General features: G+C 33.6%; 16 protein-coding genes. 5 read left to right on the forward strand and 11 right to left on the reverse strand.

Features of this window, described 5'->3' with window-relative positions; translation table 11 throughout:
* Window positions 1-52: 52 nt before the first annotated feature.
* The gene (locus tag QY331_15080; protein WKZ69283.1) at window positions 53-511 is read right to left on the reverse strand and encodes a DUF6265 family protein; all 459 of its coding nucleotides are present in this window, start codon (window positions 509-511) and stop codon (window positions 53-55) included.
* A 124-nt stretch (window positions 512-635) separates the two neighbouring features.
* Between QY331_15080 and QY331_15085 the strand changes: the two genes are divergently transcribed.
* Window positions 636-1,247 (forward strand): opacity family porin, encoded by a 612-nt coding sequence (locus QY331_15085; GenBank protein WKZ69284.1) that lies wholly within the window; start codon window positions 636-638, stop codon window positions 1,245-1,247.
* Here QY331_15085 and QY331_15090 read toward each other — a convergent pair.
* The gene (locus QY331_15090) at window positions 1,244-2,002 is read right to left on the reverse strand and encodes a DUF481 domain-containing protein (GenBank protein ID WKZ69285.1); all 759 of its coding nucleotides are present in this window, start codon (window positions 2,000-2,002) and stop codon (window positions 1,244-1,246) included. The two genes, QY331_15085 and QY331_15090, sit on opposite strands and share 4 nt — an antisense overlap.
* A 93-nt stretch (window positions 2,003-2,095) precedes the next feature.
* On the opposite strand from QY331_15090, the gene QY331_15095 reads away from it, so the two are divergent.
* Together QY331_15095 and QY331_15100 are read left to right on the forward strand one after the other, a co-directional pair.
* Window positions 2,096-2,746, forward strand: a complete 651-nt coding sequence (locus QY331_15095) for a hypothetical protein (protein WKZ69286.1) — start codon at window positions 2,096-2,098, stop codon at window positions 2,744-2,746.
* A complete protein-coding gene (locus QY331_15100; GenBank protein ID WKZ69287.1) occupies window positions 2,739-3,977 on the forward strand; it encodes a diaminopropionate ammonia-lyase in 1,239 nt (412 codons plus the stop codon). Before QY331_15095 ends, QY331_15100 begins: the two co-directional genes overlap by 8 nt.
* Here the strand turns inward: QY331_15100 and blaOXA are convergent.
* The 3 genes from blaOXA to QY331_15115 all read right to left on the reverse strand — a co-directional run bounded on the left by blaOXA (window position 3,969) and on the right by QY331_15115 (window position 6,292).
* A complete protein-coding gene (gene blaOXA, locus QY331_15105) occupies window positions 3,969-4,739 on the reverse strand; it encodes a class D beta-lactamase (protein WKZ69288.1) in 771 nt (256 codons plus the stop codon). The genes QY331_15100 and blaOXA overlap by 9 nt on opposite strands.
* Before the next feature lie 51 nt (window positions 4,740-4,790).
* On the reverse strand, window positions 4,791-5,549 hold the full coding sequence (locus QY331_15110; protein WKZ69289.1) for an enoyl-CoA hydratase/isomerase family protein: 759 nt from the start codon (window positions 5,547-5,549) through the stop codon (window positions 4,791-4,793).
* A gap of 98 nt (window positions 5,550-5,647) precedes the next feature.
* Window positions 5,648-6,292, reverse strand: a complete 645-nt coding sequence (locus tag QY331_15115; GenBank protein ID WKZ69290.1) for an HAD family hydrolase — start codon at window positions 6,290-6,292, stop codon at window positions 5,648-5,650.
* 157 nt (window positions 6,293-6,449) lie between these two features.
* Between QY331_15115 and fbaA the strand changes: the two genes are divergently transcribed.
* The gene (fbaA, locus tag QY331_15120) at window positions 6,450-7,481 is read left to right on the forward strand and encodes a class II fructose-bisphosphate aldolase (GenBank protein ID WKZ69291.1); all 1,032 of its coding nucleotides are present in this window, start codon (window positions 6,450-6,452) and stop codon (window positions 7,479-7,481) included.
* 55 nt (window positions 7,482-7,536) lie between these two features.
* On the opposite strand, the gene QY331_15125 is transcribed toward fbaA, so the two are convergent.
* From QY331_15125 to QY331_15135, 3 genes are all read right to left on the reverse strand, one after another.
* Complete coding sequence (locus QY331_15125; protein WKZ69292.1) at window positions 7,537-9,048, reverse strand: B12-binding domain-containing radical SAM protein; 1,512 nt, start codon at window positions 9,046-9,048, stop codon at window positions 7,537-7,539.
* A gap of 144 nt (window positions 9,049-9,192) precedes the next feature.
* A complete protein-coding gene (locus QY331_15130) occupies window positions 9,193-9,600 on the reverse strand; it encodes a DUF1761 domain-containing protein (GenBank protein WKZ69293.1) in 408 nt (135 codons plus the stop codon).
* A 19-nt stretch (window positions 9,601-9,619) separates the two neighbouring features.
* Window positions 9,620-10,639 (reverse strand): isoaspartyl peptidase/L-asparaginase, encoded by a 1,020-nt coding sequence (locus tag QY331_15135; protein WKZ69294.1) that lies wholly within the window; start codon window positions 10,637-10,639, stop codon window positions 9,620-9,622.
* An 81-nt stretch (window positions 10,640-10,720) separates the two neighbouring features.
* Between QY331_15135 and QY331_15140 the strand changes: the two genes are divergently transcribed.
* Window positions 10,721-12,208, forward strand: coding sequence for a glycosyl hydrolase family 18 protein (locus tag QY331_15140; protein ID WKZ69295.1), 1,488 nt, complete (start codon window positions 10,721-10,723; stop codon window positions 12,206-12,208).
* 27 nt (window positions 12,209-12,235) lie between these two features.
* Here the strand turns inward: QY331_15140 and QY331_15145 are convergent, their stop codons facing one another.
* Genes QY331_15145 through QY331_15155 form a run of 3 tightly spaced genes read right to left on the reverse strand, consistent with a single transcriptional unit; the run spans window position 12,236 to window position 17,693 of the window.
* Entirely contained in the window at window positions 12,236-14,623 is a 2,388-nt protein-coding gene (locus QY331_15145; GenBank protein ID WKZ69296.1) for a sucrose synthase, read from the reverse strand.
* Between the two features lie 11 nt (window positions 14,624-14,634).
* Window positions 14,635-16,791, reverse strand: a complete 2,157-nt coding sequence (locus tag QY331_15150) for an HAD-IIB family hydrolase (protein ID WKZ69297.1) — start codon at window positions 16,789-16,791, stop codon at window positions 14,635-14,637.
* Window positions 16,788-17,693 (reverse strand): PfkB family carbohydrate kinase, encoded by a 906-nt coding sequence (locus QY331_15155; GenBank protein ID WKZ69298.1) that lies wholly within the window; start codon window positions 17,691-17,693, stop codon window positions 16,788-16,790. The genes QY331_15150 and QY331_15155 overlap by 4 nt, the downstream gene beginning before the upstream one ends.
* Window positions 17,694-17,711: the final 18 nt, after the last annotated feature.

Consider the following 17,711-nt stretch of genomic DNA (forward strand, 5'->3'; position numbering starts at 1 on the left):
ACGATAAATATATCTATCTGTAAATTTAATCCGTTCGTCATTTCTTATTGAATTACTTTTTCTTCAGATTAAAAATTTCCTGTTCAATATTGTCACCCCTTTTCATATCTAGCGTTACTTTTATCTCTGTTGACGATACCAGTTCATATCTCAATCCTTTAAATTGGATGAAATCATCACCCATTTTTTGAAATGGAAATTCAAGATATTCATCTTTCTCTTCCCAGCCGGTAAAATCGGGATTGAAATGGCGAAGCCGAAGTGCTAAATTTCCATCATATTCAGATAAAATCCAGTGTTCGGTAAATTGAACTTTGCCTTCATTTATGAGTCTGAACATTCCAATAATTGAATTGCCATTTGGTGCACTCCAATATTCTTCGACAATTCCTCCCCATTTTTCTGTTGTCCATGTGCCTTCAAGCCAATTTAAGTTTTCAATTTTTTGCTGAGCAAAAAGAATTGATGTACAAAAAATTAAGCTCAGTAAACCGGTTTTTATTTTTAACATTTTATCCCCCGCTTTAAAAGATGTTTTGTATTATAAAGATTAATTCCCTGTGGGTAAAGGATTTTTTTTGTACTTTTTAAATAATCATCACGAGGCTAATATCAGAAAAGTAATTTGCATTTTCATGTTTGTTTTAAGTTCCAGCTTATATGCTCAAAATCTAACTGTTGGGTTTGGTTGGGGTTTGGTCGAATTTAAGAATAACGTTGTTGAAAGAAACAATTTCGATATTCTTTCATATAATGTTGACGGGGATTCAAAATTTTCACTTGCAGTAAAATACCGTTTACCAGATAAAAATCTCAGATTCAAGGGTGGTTATTATTATTCAGAAGTAAAAGGCAACGGAATTGTTAGAAACATTAATCCGGCAGCTAATTCGATTCCATTGCAAGTAGAAGTTATAAACAATTTAACCACTATTACGGTTGGATTGGAATACATTCTCGAATTTGGAGATTTCCATCCTTATCTTGGCATCGACATGCTCTTCGGTTTGTTTGGTGATGCTGAACTTTATAGAACTGATACACAAGGTAAAACTAGAATCGAAAGTTTTCCGGGTAAGACTAAAATTGGCTTAGGTACAAGTGGTGGAGTTGGCTATTCACTATTTCCCGGAATTGAACTTGATCTAAACTTCGCCTACAGCTCATTGAATTTACTAGGCAAAGAAGATTATGAAGAAAGCATTTTAACTTCTGATTTGACTTTATCTCTATACTTTTCGTTTTAAAATCTTAGTGCAATTCCCAAATCAGTTTTAGTATCGGTTTGTTCAATTCCATCCGGCGGAAGTGAATCGTGCCTAACTTTAAAGTTAATTGAGATTGATAGCAGCTCTGTTATTAAAACTGTAATACTATTTTCATTTAATAATCGTAAATCAGAAAATTTTTCGAACATAGGTTGATAATATACTACTCCGCCAATTGTAAGTAATGAATTCAATTTAAAATAGTACGAGATGTAATTACTCCACCGACTTACACTTACTTCAGATTTGTGAATTGAACTATTAGGCAAATTATAATTCTCATGCTCAAACATGTATGCCGATCCGATTACAATATCTCCATCCTCAAAATCAAATAGTTTGTATCGAAGTCCGGCACCAATCAATTCTCGGTTAGCAACTAGAATTTTTTTGTCATAATTGATTTGGAAAAAAGCCTCAGAACTAAGATTGTTAACTAAGCCGGTTACATTTCTAATATGCAGCAAACCCGCATCCGAAGATCGATTTCCGTTAACCCATTCATAATCACTTTGGAAAATAAAAAATGTTGTGGTCTTTCCGGTTTTCCAATCCAATCTACCGTCGATTGAAGCTTCTGTTTTATCTGTGTTCCCTGTTTTAACCGTCCCGCTTAGTTCAAGAAAGCCGGCTAATCCAACAAAGTCTTCAGAGGTTCGATATTTTTCCGTATTAACTTGGGCGGTTAAATTTGCAATAAATAAAAGGAATATTACATAGATTATTTTATTCATTTTTCTCATTAATTTTTGGAAGTGAAGTCTAAAAATACCAAACATAGCTTTAATATGAAAAAAGTTGCATGATTGATGCGAAGGAAATTGTAAATGAAAAGAGACGATTTATTCAAAACAGAATTCGGTGATTTTGTAATTAAGTCAAAATTAGGAAGAGGTAAATCGGGTGACTCTTATCTGGCATACTTCCAAAATGAAAAGTATGTAATCAAGGTTATGCACGATGAGAATGTGAGTTATTATAAATGGAATCAAAGTAAACTGAGAGATGAAGTTAGTTCATACAAAACTCTCTCCAAGTTGAAAATCAACATTCCAAAACTTCACTATGTTGATTACAAGAACAATTACTTAATAAAAGATTTTATTAACGGGAAAGTGGCTTCACAAATTATTGCTGAAGGCTGTCTGTTAGAAAATACCATTAAAGATCTATTCGCTTTATCAAATCATCTTCAAAAACATAAGCTCAATATTGATTATTTTCCAAATAACTTTGTTATATCGAACGAGAAACTTTTCTATATTGATTATGAACTTAATGCCTATGATGAAAAATGGAATCTCGAGAATTGGGGAATTTATTATTGGTTAAACACAGATGGATTTTCAAATTTTCTAAAAACTAACGACGCAAAATTTATTAACGCAGATATTGAGAAGGGTATTCCTATTAAGGAACCCTTTAGAGACAAAGTAAAATCATTAATCCAAAAATACTCGGAAAATTGGAATGGATAAATCCTTTAATCAAAATAATTTGAATCAGCTTGTTAATGTCATTAATAATAAAAATGTCAATCCAAATGTAAGTGAATATGCCAATCTCTTTTCAGATGAAATTGCTATAGGAATTAGAAACTTTCATCGAACTGTTCCTAAATACAACACAACGCCGTTAATTGAATTGGAAGATACCGCGATTAAATTTGGTATCAGCAAGTTATGGTTAAAAGATGAATCTCATCGAATGGGATTGAAAGCATTCAAAATTTTAGGTGGAAGTTACGCTATCACAAATATTCTTAGTAACAAACTCGGTATTAATAAAGAATTTCTATCATTTGAAAAATTGTCAGCAGAGGATTTATCGTCATTTAGTTTTGTTACAGCAACAGATGGCAACCACGGTAGAGGTGTTGCTTGGGTTGCAAATAAACTTGGATGTAAATCTTTTGTGTTTATGCCAAACACATCTTCTGAATCTAGAATAAATAACATAAAAGAATTTGCTACAGAAGTTTTTGTAGTCGATGGTAATTATGATTTTGCTACAGAAAAAGCTAAACAGTTTGCCAAAAATGAAAACTCAATTCTTGTTCAGGATTCATCATGGTTTGGTTATGAAGAAATTCCCTTAATGATCATGCAAGGTTATTTAACTCTGATAGATGAAATTTATGAGCAGCTTAATGGAGAAAATTTCACACACATATTTCTTCATTGCGGAGTTGGATCAATGCCGGCTGCAATCGAAGCGTTTCTAGTTAATAAATTTGGAGTCAATAAACCCAAGACAATTATTGTTGAGCCAAATAAAGCTGATTGCTTTTATAAATCAATTGAAATAAATGACGGAGAACCTCATATAGTTTCCGGTAAACTTGATTCTATTATGGCCGGTCTTTCTTGCGGAATTCCAAGTAAGATTGCGTGGGATATCATATCCAAGCACAGCGATTATTTCATTTCATGCGTTGATGAAATCGCAAAAATTGGGATGCGTGAACTCGCAAAACTTAATATAGTTTCAGGTGAATCAGGTGCAGTTTCATATGGAACTTTGAATTATGTCTTTGAAAATGATAGATCGCTTTTTGAAAAGTTAGGAATAAATAGCCAGTCAAAAATTATGCTTATTTCAACCGAGGGTGATACTGACCCGGAATTTTATAACTCTATAATTAATGTAAATAGCCCAACCCCGATTGATCGGGGTTGGGCTTTTCTAATTGCGCCAATTTTATTTTAAAACACCTAGTTCGGTAAGTATATTTTTCGTTAAATCAATTCTTACTTGTGTTTTTATTTTTTCGTAATCTTCTGCTTCCATATTCATCGCGAAAACGTAAACATTATTATTCGCTTCAACATAACCGACATACCAACCGGTATAAAGTCCATCACGTTTATCACCGAGACCGGTTTTTGCACGCAAAACATAATTGTCAGTTTGTTCAGCTATTAAAATTTCTTTTGTTATGTCAATCGATCTTTGCGAAACCGGAAGTTCATTTTTAACAAACTTTTTTAAGAATTCAATCTGTTCATTTGCGGAAATCTGTAAACTCCAATCGAGCCAAAAATTGTCAATTCTATCACCGATTGTTTTGTTACCGTAATCAAATTTATCTAGATAATTTTGATATACTTCTCTTTCCATTCGTCGAGCTAATTCTTGATAAAACCATACTGCAGAATATTTAATTGCAGTTCTCAAATTATGGTCCATATTCCATTTATCCCAACCTCTATCAACACTATCCCATTTAACCATAAAATTCTCATCCGGAATAATATTTTCCTCTAAGAAAATAATGGAGTTCATGATTTTAGAAGTTGATGCAGGTAAAAATCTTTGTTCACATCTCTCTTTATTGTAACGAATATACTCATCATTATTAAAATCATATAAAACGAAGCAGCCGTTAATATTTTTGAAATATTGTGATATGTTATTTTGAGCCGAAAGAATAATGATGAAAGAAAAAAACAAGAAAAATTTTTTGTTCATACTTGCCCCCTTTTTAGAAACCCAACTTCTTCAAGAAGTTGGGTTTCACAATTACCTATTTCCTTTATTGAATGCTTCTATATATTCTTTAGTGAAATCACTTAAGACTAATTTACCGCTTATTTCAGCGCGTTGTTCCAAAAGTTGATCCCAGTTATCAGTTCCTTCCCAAAGAACTTTTTTCAATTGCCGCATTGCTTCTTTACTTCCTTCAGCCAAGGATGTACTTAGCTTTGTAACTTCTTCATCAACTAAATCTATTGATTTGAAAACTTTGTTATAAAGTCCTTTTCTTTCACACCATTCGGCAGTTCTCCAGTCATAGTCAATGGACATTTCACTAAAAGCACTATTTCCAATTTTTCTTTCTACCGCCGGTCCGACAACAAACGGACCAATGCCAAGCGCAAGTTCACTTAATTTAGCTGAAGCAGTATCAGTTGCAAATGAATAATCCGAAGCAGCCACAACACCAACACCGCCGCCGACAACCTTACCTTGAATTCTACTAATAATAAACTTCGAACATTTTCTCATTGCATTTATAACTTTTGCAAAACCCATAAAAAAGTTTTTCCCTGTTTCAAAATCATTGATCGATATTAGCTCATCAAAAGATGCCCCGGCACAGAAAGCTTTATCACCTTTGCTTTTAAGAATAATTACATTTACATTTTCTTGATTTTCCACCTTTGTAATTGTCTCTGCGAGTTCATTTAATATCGCACCTGGTAATGAGTTGCTTTTGGGATGATAAAATGAAATTGTTCCAATATTATTCTCAATTGAAGTTGTTACTTTACCTTCCATCTACACCTCTTTTCTTAATTCAACTTTTTTTTGCGTCTTTTCAACTCTGCGGTTGTTATTCATTAACTCACCGCAAAGACGACAAGACGCAAAGTTGCTTATAAAAATTTTAACAGTTCATTTAATTCGTCAATCACAAAATCCGGATTGAGATTTTGCAATTCCTCTTTTGTTCTATAACCATAAGTTACCCCGCATGTTCTTGACCCGGCATTCTTTCCGCAAAGAATATCCATTTCAGTGTCGCCGACCATTAATACACTCGCAGGTGAAGCATTTAGTTTTTCACAAATATGTAGAAGCATATCCGGTGCAGGTTTATGAGCTATTCCTAGTCTTCTTCCCATTATGTAATCAAAATGTTGGGATAAGTTAAAATGGTCAATAATTCTATCCGCTTGATCCTGTCCCTTTGTTGTAAGAAGTGCGATATTAATATTACGAGCCTTTAGTTCATCCAAAACTTTTTCAACATAGGGATAAAGTATTGAAGAATCGATAAAATCGAAGTATGCATCTTTGTATACTTTAATAAACTTTTCGAAATCATCCACAACTATTCTGAAATCAGCAAAAATATCTTCAAAGTGATGACCAATTTTATTATAGAATTGTTTTTCAGGTAGAATGTCAACAATCTTTAGTTTCTCAAAAGCGTACATAGTGGCTTTATAAATATTTGTGTGAGATTGAACTAGCGTACCATCTAAATCAAAAACAACTGTAGAAATGTTTGAATCCATTTATAACCATCTTGTAAGGGTGATTTGCAAAGTTATGAAATTTCATCTTACGATATGGTCGAATAATTAATCATTTTGCTCGTGGTTTATTTTTTCTAATTGGGTATATTTGTCCAATTAATTTTATAAAGTTATTAACGAAATAAAAGGAGATAAAATGCCAGTTGTAAATTTTGAAAAATATTGCAAAATGTTGGATAACGCTAAGAAAAATAAATTTGCTTATCCGGCGATTAATGTGACTTCCGAGATTACCGCAAATGCTGTTCTAGAAGCTTTGGCAGAAACAAAATCTGATGGAATAATTCAAGTCAGTACCGGTGGCGGTGAATTTGCTTCAGGTAAAATGTTAAAAGACGCGGCACTCGGAGCAATTTCAATAGCTAATCATATACATCTAGTGGCCGATAGATATGATATAAATGTTGCACTACATACAGATCATTGTCAGCCTAAGAAGGTTGATTCATTCTTGAGACCATTAATAGCTGAATCAAAAAAGCGAGTTGCGGAAGGCAAGCTTCCATTATTTAATTCACATATGTTTGATGGAAGTGAATTACCGCTTGATGAGAATATGAAGATTGCTCTTGAATTATTAAAAGAATGTAATGAACTCGGAATTATTTTAGAAGTTGAAGCGGGCGTTGTTGGTGGCGAAGAAGACGGTGTAAGTAATGAAGATGCTCCCGCGGAAAAACTTTATACGACTCCCGAAGACATGCTTTACGTTTATGAAAAATTGAGTCAAGTTAAAGGTGCACGATATATGTTTGCTGCAACATTCGGAAACGTTCACGGTGTGTACAAACCGGGTAATGTGAAATTACGTCCATCTATATTAAAAGATGGTCAAGCCGCAGTTATTGCAAAATATGGTGAAGCCGCAGCATTCGATTTAGTATTTCATGGTGGAAGCGGTTCATCTCTTGAGGAGATTAGAGAAACTTTAGACTACGGTGTTATTAAAATGAATGTTGATACTGATACGCAGTACGCATTCACTCGTCCGATTGTTGATCACTTCTTTAAGAATTATGATGGCGTATTAAAAGTTGAGGGTGAAGTAGGTAACAAAAAAGTCTACGATCCGCGTGCATACTTAAAGATGGCAGAGAATGGAATGAAAGAAAGAGTTAAACAAGCAGTTAGTGATTTACGCGGTGAAGGAACGACATTAGGAGTATAATAATTATTAAGATTCCCGCAATTTTAAGGTTGCGGGAATCAAAAAAACTATTAACTTATGCTGCAACAGCCTTTTTCATAACCAAAATATTTTCTTCCCTCAAAACACTGTATTGATACAGAATCAAAGAGAAAAGAAGAGCCAAATCAAGATAATTGTAATTTTTCTTTAGAACAAGCTTAATAATTTTCCAAAAATACTTTCTATTTTTATCAACAACACCTAAGATGAAAATGATTTTGAGAGACTTCAAAAAATCAAGGAACGTTAACTTTCTTTTAAGTGGATACTTTACTTTATATGTTCTGTTGAATTCAAAATATTTTCGAACACGTTTAAATACACTTTCGGAAGAATAAATTGTATCAATAATTTTTTTGTATCCCTTTTCTAATTCATCTAAGCCCATTAAGGGAATTACATTAGTAGCGTCTTCACCAAACTTAAATGTTGAAAGAAGTCTCCCCTCTCTTTTCATTCTATCATAAAGCTCAGTTCCAGGGGGAGCTTTTAAAATATTTATTATCGAAAGTACTATTCCGCTTTCTTGAATAAATTTAATAACATCATCAAAAACAGTAGGCTTATCCGTATCCAGACCGACAATGAATGTACCCATGATTATAAAACCGAGATCGTGTAAGTATTGAATATCCTTTAAAAGATTTCGCCTTGTGTTTTGTTTCTTTTTCATTGCAATAAGAGAATCTTCATCAACTGATTCAATACCTATCAAAATATTTCTAAATCCCGCTTCAAGCATCATTTCGGCAAGTTCTTTGTCATCGGCTAAATTGATTGTAACTTGTGTTGCAAAACCGGGAGCAAAGGGATTTTCTTCCCTCCACTTAATTAATGCGGGGAGAAGCTCTTTCTTAAGTAAATTTTTATTTCCGATTAAATTGTCATCTGCGAAGAGAACCTGCTCAACTTTTCCAAGTGAAATTAATTTGTCCAATTCATTTATAATCTGTTCCGGGGTTTTTGTACGAGGTCTCCTTCCAAACAAAGCAGTAACATCACAGAAGTCGCATAAGTAAGGACATCCTCTGGAATATTGTACTACCGAATAAAGATAATCTTCAAGATTTGCTAATTCCCATTTTGCGATTGGAGTTTTGTGTATATCTGCAAATTCATTTGATCGATAAATTTTCTTAGGTGTACCTTTCTCCAAATCTTCTAAAAATAATGGCAGTGTAATTTCTGCTTCATTCAGTACGAAGTGATCAACCCCTTCATATTCCAAATATTCATGTGTGAATAGAGGTCCGCCCGCAACGATCTTAAGATTGTATTTATTCAACAGTTTTATTAAGTCACGAACACTTTCCGATTGCACATTCATTGCGCTTATAAATGCATATTCTGCCCATTCAATATCATTTTTATTTAGAGATCCCGTATTTAGATCTATTAATTTTTTATCCCAAGATTCAGATAACAATGCTGCTACGGTTAGGAGTCCCAGAGGAGGAAAAGCCGATTTTTTACCCACAACTTTTACCATATCGGGAAATTGAATTATTGACCTCGGAATTTCGGGATATAATAAAAGTATATTCACTACTCTTTCCTTTTTATTTTCTGTTTAGGTTGTAACTAACATTTCGCCTTATCCCAACAAAAATCGATTTTCAACCAAGACATAAAGTCTACGTTATGCTCTATTACAGAGACGACCCTGTGAGTCGTCTCTATTGTCAATAACTTACCAAACATAAATAATAACAGCACCAACTAAGAAAACCACAAGATGATAAACTTCATCTATAACAAGAAGACCAAATTTTTTGTCTTCGAATAAACCGGTGATAAAATTTGTAGCAAAAGTAAATCCGAGCCATGTCCAGAAAGCCGTATGCAAAGCTGCACCGAGAGTTACCACATTTAGATACACAAACAAGTTTGCCATTACAGCAAGGGAGACAAAATGTCCAAGCAGGGCCAAACTATAAGTTTTAGCCGGATTAAATCCTTCTTTCAGTTGCTCTTCGGTTTTACCCATATATCCCATCCACATTTTACCGAACAGCGGTCCGTACCACATAGCACCGACAAACATTGCCGCAATTGCTGAAACAATTACTGCTAAATAATTCACATCGGCTATATACATAGCCCCCTCCTTAAGTTAGTTATTGATTATCCTTGAAGAATAATACAACAGGATCTTTCCCCTCTAATTTAAATCCGCGGAACATTCCCGGTGTGTTAAACGGCATAACGATGTTACCCTCTTTATCAATTGCTATAACACCTCCGGTTCCTCCTAGCTCGTGCAGTTTTTCAAAAATAACCTCATCCGCAGCTTGTTGTAAAGTTTTGTTTTGATATTCCATCATCGCCGAAATGTCTCGAGCAACACCAAGTCTAATAAAGTATTCCCCATGCCCGGTTGCGGAAATTGCACATGTATTATTATTTGCATAAGTACCAGCTCCAATTACCGGCACATCTCCCACTCTTCCGAATTTTTTATTTGTCATACCTCCGGTAGAAGTCCCTGCAGCAAGATTTCCATGCTTATCCAAAGCAGCAGCACCTACAGTTCCAAATTTCGATTCAGGATCATTCAGAAACGACTGTCCATTTTTTTCATTTTCTAATACTCGCTGTAAATCATCCCACCGTTCTTGAGTAAAGAAATAAGAGGAATCTACAAGTTCAAATCCATTTTGAATTGCAAACTGTTCGGCTCCATTACTAATTAACATAACATGCTTTGATTTTTCCATTACAGCTCTTGCGAGTGAAATCGGGTTTCGAATATGCCTTAATCCTGCCACTGCACCGGCTTCTAAAGTTTTGCCATTCATTATTGAGGCATCAAGTTCGTTTAATCCGTTAGAGGTAAATACTGATCCTTTACCAGCATTAAAAAGTGGTGAATCTTCAAGGATTTTAATAGCTGCTTCAACTGCATCCAGGCTGCTTCCGTTTTTTTCTAAAATCTTAAACCCGGCATCTAAAGCTTCGTTTAATTTGATGCGATATTCTTCCTCTTCTTCAGGAGTATATCTTCCGGGAACAATAGACCCAGCACCACCATGAATTACAATCCCATAATTATGTTTTTGTGATATATTTTCTTGTGAGAAAAGTGCGAGAGAAAAAAGAAGAAGGGTAATTAATATTAGTGTTGATTTTCCTTTCATAGCTTACCATTTTGTTTTGATCAAAGAAATTATTTTATATAGTCGTAAAAAACAATCAAAAAATTAGTTAGCTTTAATAATATGATAAAAACATTCAACAATATTATTTTGTTAATGCTTTGGTTTAGCCTAATTAGTCCGGCTCAAGTTAGCTCACATCATTTTGATAAATTCAAGCATAGAGACAATATTAGTCCGAGTAATCTTAAACTTAATACAAAGAATTACAAAAATTTGTTAAAGAAAAATATTTTCGGTTACTTACCTTATTGGGAATTGAGTAGCGCTAATATTAGATTGGATTTATTATCCCACATTGCAATTTTTGATTTTGTTTTAAACAGCGATGGTTCACTCATCCCTCCATATAATTGGCCTGACGATTGGCTATCTATTATTAATGAAGCTCAATCAAATGATGTAAAAGTGATTTTGACAGTCTCCAATTTATCATTAACTGAAACAGATAGTAATCTTGTAAGTTCACTCATCAACAATCAGTCAAATAAAAATATTTTCTTTGATGAAGTACACGATTTAATCTCAGACTATAATTTAGATGGAATTAATATCGATTTCGAAAATCTTAAGTTAAGCGAGCGCGGCGATCCAATAAATAATTTTATGCAGGAACTTCGGGATTCGTTGAGCACTTGGTTAATCGATAAAGAATTATCTTTTGCCACACCAGCCGTCAATTGGGGAAATAGATGGAAGTTAAAAGAGCTTTCGGAAATTTGCGATTACCTTTTTATAATGGCTTATGATTATCATGGAAGCTGGAGTACAAACGCGGGTCCCGTTGCCCCTTTAACCGGAAATAATAATTATAGTCCTTACAATTATGTAAGAACAATTTCAACAGATTATTATAATGTAGACCCAATAAAAATAATTCTTGGCGTTCCTTATTACGGTGCCGAGTGGTTAGTAGATACAAATGATAATTATGCAAATGTGAATCCCGAGGGTGAACCCAATTCAAATTGGGTCGGCCATGTTGATTATGCCGATGTTCATTACTTATTTGCAGATTATAACTATGTTAAATTTGATGGAATTTCACAAACCACTTATGTTTTGGGACCTCAGGGAAATAAGTTTAAACTCATTTGGATGGATACCTCACCTTCGCTAGCATTAAAATATGATTTTGCGATTGAGAATAATTTCGGTGGGATTGGAATTTGGTCACTAGGCAAAGATGGTAATAGAACAGAATTGTGGGATTTAATAGAACAAAAGTTTGCCGATACTACAACCGGTGTTGAAGCGGAAGATTTAACAAATAATTTTATACTACATCAAAATTATCCTAATCCTTTTAATCCGAGTACAACAATAAAATTCACTGTACCATCAAATGTGAAACGTGAAACGTCAAACACAAAATTAATTGTGTACGATATTTTAGGTAAGGAAGTTGCAACTATCATTAATAATAAACTGCTGCCGGGTCATCATGAAGTAATTTTTGATGCGACCGAACTTTCTAGCGGTTTGTACTTTTATAAATTAATTATCGGTAACAAGCATAGAGCTACAAAGAAGATGCTCCTTTTAAAATGATTTTTCAACCAACTTCGAACAATTGTATCATCTTCTTGAATGTTCCTCTAATAATTCTTTTGCTCTTGGTTTGAATACTGTGTGATAAAACAAATCAAGATACGCTTCCATTCCTTTGTTTTCCAGATCTGTTGAGTATTTCCAAAAACCGTAAATTTTTGATTGCGATAAAAGTTTCTCTGTATATAAGGGCCAATTATATTTTTCATCAACGCGTTTAATTGCATTACTCGAAATTTTATCCCAATATTCTGGATCATCAATCATCTTTGTTATTCGTTCTTCTAGTACAGAAATAGACTCACCATCATTAGCGGGATCAATATGAAAGCCATGTACTTTATGTTCAATAATTTCCAATGGTCCACCGTATTTTGTTGCAAAAACCGGAACTCCGGTTGTCATTGCTTCAATAACGGTTAAGCCAAATCCTTCAAATAATGCCGGTTGAACAAAGACACCTCTCTTCTCTGCAATTCTTCTATAAGCTTCTCCCGATTCGTCTTTTCGTAAAGGTCTGCCGATCCACCTAACCTTATCATGCAATTTGTATTTTTCTAACAACTCATGAGTTAGAATAATTTCTTCTTTCTCTTCATTATCGGAAGATTCATCAGGGTTTATTCTTCCCGCAGCTAAAATCAAATTTACTTTATTTTGTAATACTTTTGATTCCCCAAACCATCTAATTAAACCGGTAATATTTTTTATTTTATCCAGCCTAGACATTGCAAAGATTGGAACTTTATCCGGATCGGCTAACTTTCCCCATAAAAATGATTCTTCTTTATTTTCAAAAAACATTTCATCAACACATCTTGTGACTTCATCAACTCGATCTTCTTTTTGTGATGGAGGGAAGAAAACATTTTGATTAACCCCCGGTGAAACGATATTGAATTTCATGTGTTTCGGATTTACTCCGTTTTCAACACGATAAAGACCCGGCATTGTAAAATGTTTGTATGATTCATATTGTCCCATTGAATCATCGGTTCCTGCAATTTCTTGATATGACGATGTAATCAAAAAATTGGCAGAGTTAATTGCAATTAGATCGGCTGAAAATTGTAATGAGAAATGATAGTATTGCTCCAAATCTTTCCAATAAAGTGCACTGAAAAGATATTTGCTTTTTTCTAAAGCGTGTGCGATACAGCATTGTGTTACTTTGAATCTCTTTGCTAATAAATATGATACTAAGTTACCATCTGAGTAATTGCCAATAATAAAATCCGGACGAGATCCAAATTCGGCAAGTAATTCTATGTATGAATCTTCCGCAAATTCTTCTAGATAAGGCCATATTTCGAATCTAGAAATCCAATTATCGGTAACATTTTTATTATGCTCTCTGAAAGGAACACGCAGTATCCAAGAATTTTTTGAATTGTGGATTTTTTCAAGTCGTTTATCACAATCAGTACCCATATGATTTGGGATTAATCTGGTTAGCACAACAATTTTAGGAAGTGCATTTATACCAGATTTTTTAAGAGAATCAATTAATGCTTCCTCAAGAGCTTTAACTTGATCAAGAATATAGACTACTTGTCCACCGGTATCTGGTAAACCCATCGCGCTAGTTTGAGAGAAGAAACCGTGGGGAGAAATTATTGCAATCTTAAAAACCATTGGGATTCTAGCAATGAATTCGGCAAGTGATTGATGATCAGGAGAGTTAAGAATGTTATCTAATAAGTTTAAACAGATTTTTAGTTCTTTAACATCTTTACCGAGTCCCGGTTCAAAACCAAGTTCTTGCAACTTATGTTTTACTTCTTTAAAGGAAACATTCTCATCATAATCTTTTAATAATCTGACAGCTTTGTCAATTTGTTCATTAAGTTCATCCGCATCATTAATTCTATCATTTAATAATAACTGTTCACCATCATATTTGTGAAGATGTAAAAAATTAAATAGAAGTTTTTTCCACTTTGCAGTATCGTTAAAAAGTTGACTTGACAGATATCTATTTAAATATTCAACTCCCTGTCCTATATTTTTAGTATCACGCACAAAGGGATTATTATCATAGAATGGGGAGAAATCCAGATTCAAAATATTATTTGAATTACTTGAATCGATAAATTTCTCTTTTACCATTAAATAATTTTTAGTCGCTATTTCTTCCGTAAAATGTTCTGAAATATTTACATAATAAAATCTAGTTTGACTAATTTTTTCTCTTACTTCAAGGTAGATTGAATCATGAATTGCAATTGATTCTTGACAACTTTTTAAGATATCTTCTAATTCAATAACTTTAGATTCTGTTTTCTTTGAATATGTATAAAAGTATTCCAAAATATTTCCTTTTACACACAACTTTTTCTCTTGTTGAGCGAGGAAATTCATAAACCCATAAAATATGCCCGAATTTTTTTCAATTGATTTTAAAAATTTAGTCATAGTTATAACCATTACCTTTCGAGAAATTTGTAATATTCTAAACCTTCAATAATCCCATCGGATCTTTCGGCTTTAGCAAAATAAATTCTTCTTCTACTTTTCAATTTATTTAATTCATCACCATGATTGCCTACTACTACGCCAAGCAATTCGCCCGTTAACATATCCTCGTCATTGCCGGAATCTCCGGCAACTAGTATGTTATTGTGAAGCAGATTCCATCGGTATGCAATGTATCTTACCGCTCTTCCTTTACTTGCTCTTGCCGGAAGAATATCCAAATAATTTTTGTGACTAATTATACAATTTGCTTTTATTTTGTTTTGCACTAAAGTGTTAACCACTTTTCTATAATTTTTTTCGGCATTATCAATGTAAAAACTTACTTTAAAGTTACGTTGTGTGTTTTCCTCTTGGTATTCGAGAAAATCATAATCAGAGAGTGAATCTACAATTTGCTCTCGCTTCCATCCTTGCGAAATATGAGATTCCCACCCGGTTGAAAAAACATATTCTTCTTTATTTCTATAATATATTTCAGAACCCACGGATGATATTATTAGATCTGGCAGCACAAAATTATTTTCAGCTAGAACTGTTTTTGCTGAATCAATAGTTCGTCCGGTCGCAACTCCAAATCCTATATGATCAGAGTTTTCTAAAATTACTTTTTTCATTCTTTCGGCTGCATCCGGATTTCCCAGTAAAGTATCGTCTATATCAAAAACCATGAATTTGTCATAGTTCAACAATTTTCTGCCTGTTGAGATAAATGTTTTTGGTTCCTCACTATACTCTTCAAGAAGATCTTTGAGAACATCCATATATTTGGTTGTATGTGCTTTCCAAGAGTAAAATTTTTCAACTTTTTCAACTCCGGAGTGTGAATATTTTTCCCATTTTATCTCATTGTCTAATATTTTATGGATACCTGCAGCTATATTTCTTGATTCTGTAACATCAACAAGTTCCCCGTTATTTAAGTTGGCTAAAATATCGCGCGGACCTCCGTCATCTGTTGCTACTACAGGTAAACCACTAGCAGCCGCTTCAATTAGAGTTAATCCGAAAGGTTCATTAAATGCTGAATTGACAAAAACTCCGCGAGATTCCGCGGCAATTCTATAAAGCTCCGGAACTTCATCATGAACATCGTGACGTTTAGGAATTGCCATTTTACCATACAGGTTGTATTTGTCTAATAATAAAAGCATTTCGGTTAATACTTCTCTTTCGATATCCGGCATCTTCATTATATCTTTTCTAATTCCGGCAAAGATTGCAAGGTTTGCTTTTTTTTGCAGTTCTTTATCTTCTCCATAAGCTGTAATTAAACCGGAAATGTTTTTTCTCTTTTCCGGGCGGCACAAAGAAAGTATTATTGGCTTGTTAAGATTGGTAAAAAACCGCCACAACTCCTCTCTTATATGATCTCGAATTTTACTTTCTTCTTCATCCCATTCTCGTTTTTCGTTATAGGGATAGAATCTATCGAGTCCCACGCTAGGTGGAATCACAACAAATTTTTCCTCATTTGTGTTTTCGTATAAGCCGTATTGCTTTTTGATTTCTTGTTTTGTACTTGTTATAATTCTATCAGCAAAGAAAATGACACTTTCTTCTGCATTGATGCGCTGATCCATTTTATAGCGTTTGTTAATTTCATCTTCCCTAAGACCATTTTTCAAAAGATTTGTAAGCTTATTTTTCCCCAGTGAGTGACCAGTGTGGATTAGCGGAATACCAAAAAATTTAGTCAGTTCTGTGCAAACATATCCAGCATCGGCATAATGACTGTGAATAATATCAGGAAGTTCTTCTTTGCTTTTAATGTATTTTATTGATTTATCAACAAATTCTTCAAGATGCGGCCAGAGTAATTCTTTTCGGATGTATTTTAATCCACCGCAACGAATTCGAACTATGGTTAATTTTTCATTTACAGTTTCTTCATGGACGGAATAATCTTTCGAGACTTCCTTGTCATCAATTCTTCTTGTTACAATCTCAACTTTTCTAATATCATCTCTTTCACTTAAAGATTTTGCCAACTCAAGAACATATTTTGTCTGTCCCCCGGTATCAGCATCAACTCCAAGTTCCAAATTGTGTCCTCTTATTAATCCATGAATATTATAGAGTTGGATGAACAATCCTTTTTTGCTCATTTTATTTTCTCTTTATATAGTTGATACAAATCATCGTTTTCAGGAATAGCACCATGAATTTTGCAAATCTCGCCAGCGAACTCCGAAGCAAACATGTTTATCCTATCCAGATCCCAATCCCTTAAATATCCAAGACACATCATTGCCGAATATGCATCACCGGCACCAACTGTATCAGCTATTTTATTAATTTCCACTTTATAGTAGCTTTCTGAATCTTCACGAAACAGATATGCGCCTTTATGGCCAAGAGTAACACAAAGCAAATCCAAATCGAAATGATTCCGAATTCTTTTTGAAGAAGCCATAATTTCATCTTTTACATTAAATAATAGATATGTCACCAACTCTAATTCGGCTTCATTTAATTTGACAACATTACTTCTATTAAGTGTCTTTTCAATTACTTGTTTTGAATAGAAATTTTGCCGAATGTTTAAATCACAAAAGACTTTCCGCTTCATTTCAAGTGTTTTTTTTATTGTTTCGCGCGAAACTGTGTTTCGTTGAGCAAGAGTTCCGACATATAATAGATTTGAGTTTTGAATCAGATTCACAATAGTGTCGTTCAGTTGAATATTATCATATGCTCGATTGTTAAGAATTTCAAACGATGGGATTTTATTATCATCTAAAAGTACTTTCACAATTCCGGATTCAAACTTCTCATCTATTTGAATAAAATCTGTATTAATATTTTTCTCTTCCAAATAATTTAGAATTTCCTTACCGTCTGAATCATTACCAATTCTTGAAATGATTCTTCCATTGCCAACTAGTTTTTCGATGTGATAAATGAAATTAAAGGGTGCACCACCAAGTTTTTTATGAGTTGGATAAACATCAAAGAGAATTTCCCCAACCGCTGTTATATATTTTTCATTTGAACTTAGCTGTTGCATAGTTTTTCATTATACAAA

Source organism: Melioribacteraceae bacterium (assembly GCA_030584085.1).
In the GTDB taxonomy this organism is placed as follows: Bacteria; Bacteroidota; Ignavibacteria; order Ignavibacteriales; family Melioribacteraceae; genus SURF-28.